3 protein-coding genes are annotated in these 4,014 nt (G+C 69.8%); 1 reads left to right on the top strand and 2 read right to left on the bottom strand.

All coding sequences use genetic code 11. The features are described 5' to 3' along the window. On the top strand, positions 1–1,349 hold a 1,349-nt coding region (locus DQP57_RS26225), incomplete at its 5' end, for a DNA polymerase Y family protein (protein WP_133259322.1). A gap of 5 nt (positions 1,350–1,354) precedes the next feature. On the opposite strand, the gene DQP57_RS26220 is transcribed toward DQP57_RS26225, so the two are convergent. Both DQP57_RS26220 and kasB read right to left on the bottom strand, forming a co-directional pair. Beyond that, the gene (locus tag DQP57_RS26220; RefSeq protein ID WP_112635800.1) at positions 1,355–2,518 is read right to left on the bottom strand and encodes an alpha-hydroxy-acid oxidizing protein; all 1,164 of its coding nucleotides are present in this window, start codon (positions 2,516–2,518) and stop codon (positions 1,355–1,357) included. Positions 2,519–2,558: 40 nt separating this feature from the next. Then, positions 2,559–3,818 (bottom strand): 3-oxoacyl-ACP synthase KasB, encoded by a 1,260-nt coding sequence (gene kasB, locus DQP57_RS26215; protein WP_165821911.1) that lies wholly within the window; start codon positions 3,816–3,818, stop codon positions 2,559–2,561. Positions 3,819–4,014 lie beyond the last annotated feature (196 nt).

Here is a 4,014-nt window from a genome sequence, read left to right as displayed (position 1 = left end):
ACGCGGACCGCGACGCCCGCTTCTTCGAGGCGGTGATCGCGGCGGTGGACGACCTGGTGCCCCGGGCCGAGGTGCTGCGGCCCGGCCTCCTGGTGTTGCCGGTGCGCGGGGCGGCGCGCTATTTCGGGTCCGAGGCCACCGCGGCCGAACGCCTGATCGACGCGGTGGCCGCCGCCGGCGCCGAGTGTCAGGCCGGGATCGCCGACCGGTTGTCCACCGCGGTCTTCGCGGCCCGGGCGGGCCGGATCGTCGAGCCGGGAGGCGACGCGAAATTTTTGTCGGTGCTGTCCATCCGCCAACTTGCCACCGAACCGAGCCTGTCCGGTGCCGGCCGCGAAGAACTGACGGACCTGTTGTGGCGGATGGGGATTCGCACCATCGGGCAGTTCGCCGCGCTGTCGCGCAGCGACGTGGCCTCCAGGTTCGGCGCCGACGGGGTGACCGCGCACCGGTTGGCCCGCGGCGAGCCCGAACGGCCGCCCTCCGGGCGGGAGCCGCCCGCCGAACTCGAGGCCGTGCTGGACTGCGATCCACCGATCGACCGGGTCGATGCCGCGGCGTTCGCCGGCCGCTCGTTGGCCGGTAGGCTGCATCAGGCGCTGATGGACGCCGGCGTGGGATGCACCCGGCTGGCCATCCACGCCGTCACCGCCAACGGCGAAGAACTGCACCGGGTGTGGCGGTGCGCCGAACCGTTGACCGAGGACGCCACCGCCGATCGGGTGCGCTGGCAGCTCGACGGATGGTTGAGCAGCCGCACCGCGCGCACTCCCCGTCCCACCGCCGCGGTGACGCTGTTGCGGCTTGCCGCAGTGGAGGTGGTCTCGGCCGAGGCGCTGCAGCTGCCGCTCTGGGGCGGCCTGGGCGAGGAGGACAGGCTGCGGGCCCGCCGCGCGCTGGTACGGGTGCAGGGCCTGCTCGGCCCGGAGGCGGTGCGGGTGCCGGTGCTGTCCGGCGGGCGCGGCCCGGCCGAGCGCATCACGCTGATCCCGCTCGGCGACGAGCCGGTGCCGCGGGCCGATCCCGATCTGCCGTGGCCCGGCCGGTTGCCCGAGCCGTCACCGGCGGTGCTGCTGGACGAACCGGTGGAACTGCTTGACGCCCAAGGGAATCCGATACGGGTGACCATCCGGGGGCTGTTCTCCGCCGACCCCGCGCGCATCGTCGCCCACGGCCGGGACGAACGGCTGTGCTGGTGGTCCGGGCCCTGGCCGGTGGACGAGCGGTGGTGGGATCCCGACCTGGGCAAGGGCCGCACCGCCCGCGCCCAGGTGTTGCTGGAGAGCGAGCGTGCGCTGCTGCTGTGCTATCGCCAGCGGCACTGGTACGTGGAGGGGAGTTACGAATAGTCTTGTTACCGAGCGTATTCGACGCGTCGCAACGCGTCGGGGGTGAGGTCCTTGAGCGAGGGATACCCGTCGACGGCCATGATCAGGTCCGCTTCGGCCAGCAGCGAGCGCAACACGTGCACGATGCCGTCGACACCACCGACCGCCAACCCGTAGGCGTACGGCCGGCCGATCCCAACGGCGGTCGCACCCAGGGCCAGCGCCTTGATGATGTCGGCGCCCCCGCGCACCCCCGAGTCGAACAGCACCGGTATCCCGTCGGCGGCCTCGAGGACCCCGGGCAGGCAATCTAGGCAGGGCAGCCCGCCGTTGGCTTGCCGTCCGCCATGGTTGGAGCAGTAAATGGCGTCCACGCCAAGGTCTTTGGCGCGGCGAACGTCGTCGGGATGGCAGATGCCCTTGACCATCAGCGGCAGGCTGGTCTCGGACCGCAGCCACTCCAGGTCCTCCCACCGGAACGGCCCACCGAAGATCGGCAGCTTACGCACCGCCGCCTCCGTGGCGTCTTCACCCCGGCTCAGCGTGGCGCGAAAAACCGGGTCGCTGGTGTAGTTGGCCAGGCACCCGCTGGGCACCTGCGGGTAGTTCCCGCCGCTCAGGTCGCGGGGACGCCAGCCGGTGACCCAGGTGTCCAGGGTGACGGCGATGCCCTTGAAGCCGACCGCCTCGGCCCGGTGCACCAGGCTGGCGGCCATCTTGCGGTTCGGGGGCGTGTACAGCTGGAAAAACGCCGGGGTATCACCGAGGTCGGCGGCGAGGTTTTCCATCGGGTCGGCCGACAGTGTTCCCAGGAAAAACGGCACGCCGGTGCGGACCGAGGCACGCACACAGAGCATGTCCCCGTGGCCGTCGGGGTCGCACACCCCGATGACGCCGATGGGTGCCATGAAGATGGGAGACGGAAACCTGATGCCGAACAACTCGACGGACATATCGCGCTGCTCGGGGGCGATCCCCATGCGCGGATACAAGCCCCACCGCTTGAAGGCCTCGCAGTTGGCGCGCTGGGTGTGCTCGTCACCGGCGCCGCCGGCCACATAGCCCAGCACTTTCGGCGTCATCGCCGCCGCGGCCTTGGCCTCCAGCTCCTCGAACCTGATCGGATACTGCGGCTGATTGCCGTGCAGCGACTCCTCGTACAGCTCGTTTTGATACTCGGCGAAAGCCATAGTCGGGGCTTTACCCCCGGCTCCGCCCACCAAACGAGGCTCAGTACCGCCCGAAGACGGTGGCCACGTTGTGGCCGCCGAAGCCGAACGAGTTGTTGATGGCGTACTCGTAGTTGCCGGGGCGTGGTTTGCCGGCCACGACGTCCAGGTCGACTTCGGGGTCGAGGTTTTCCAGGTTGAGCGTGGGCGGGACGACCTGGTCGCGCAGGGCGAGCACGGTCAGGATGGACTCCACCGCGCCGACCGCACCCACCGAGTGGCCCAGGGCGCCCTTGGGTGCGTAGACGGCGGCGTTGCCGCCGTGCGGGCCCAGGGCGTTGTTGATGGCCTGGGCCTCGGCGACGTCGCCGACGGAGGTGCCCGTGGCGTGGGCGTTGACGTGGTGAATGTCGGACGGGCTCAGGCCGGCGAGCTGGATGGCGCGGCTCATGGCGTGCCCGGCGCGCAGGCCGTTGGGGTCCGGAGCGACCATGTGGTAGCCGTCGGAGGTGATGCTGGCGCCCATGATGCGGGCCAAGATGTTGGCGCCGCGAGCTTTGGCGTGTTCTTCGGTTTCGATGACCATCAGCGCGCCGGCCTCGCCGAACACGAAGCCGGTGCGGTCGCGGTCGAACGGGCGGCAGGCCCCCGCCGGGTCGTCGTTCTTGGTCGACATCACGATGCGCATCTGGGCGAACGCCGCGATCGCGACCGCCTCGATCCGGACCTCGACGCCACCGCAGATGGCCACATCGGCCTCGCCGAACACGATGTTGCGCCAGGCCTGCGCCACGCCCTCGGAACCCGACGCGCACGCCGACACCGGCGTGATCACCCCGGCCTTGGCGCGCCGCTCCAGGGCCACCGCGACGGCCGCGCCGTCGGGCATGTACTTCGACACCGCCAGCGGCGAGACCCCCGCGATGCCCCGGGCGCGCAGATCGTCATAACTGAACACGATCTGCTCGGCGGACCCCAGACCGGTGCCGATCGACACCATCAGGCGGTTGGGGTCGACCTCGGGGGAGCCGGCGTTCTCCCAGACCCGCCGGCTCAACACGGCCGACATACGCTGCAGATAGCCCATCCGGTGGCGTTCGGCGCGGGTCAGCGCGCCGTCGAAGTCCTCCAGCAGGTGCCCGCCGATGCGGACCGGCAGGTCGAACTCCTCGACGAAGGAATCCTCGAGTTTGCGGATACCACTTTGGCTGTCCAGCAGCAGCTTCCAGGTGCTCTCGGCGTCCGTGGCCAGCGCCGTCGTCATGGCCACGCCCGTGACGACCACGTTCGGCAACGTTTTCCCGGTAACCAACTCCGTCATGACTCGCAAAACCTTTCACTTGATGAGAGCCGATGACGCTGGACGTCGAGCCCCACTCCCCACCAAATCGTCAGATACAAACCTCCATTGTCCCAACATCGAAAAGTCGGGGCAACGAGACACGGCGAAAGCCGGGATTCCCGGGCCAAAAACCCGCCATCAGCTGCTCGTTTTTCGTTGGACGGCGCGGCGGATC

It is taken from the genome of Mycobacterium colombiense (genome assembly GCF_003284935.1).
Lineage (GTDB): Bacteria > Actinomycetota > Actinomycetes > Mycobacteriales > Mycobacteriaceae > Mycobacterium > Mycobacterium arosiense_A.
The sequence above is the reverse complement of the archived record's forward strand: the minus strand, read 5'-3'. Positions and strand labels throughout refer to the sequence as shown.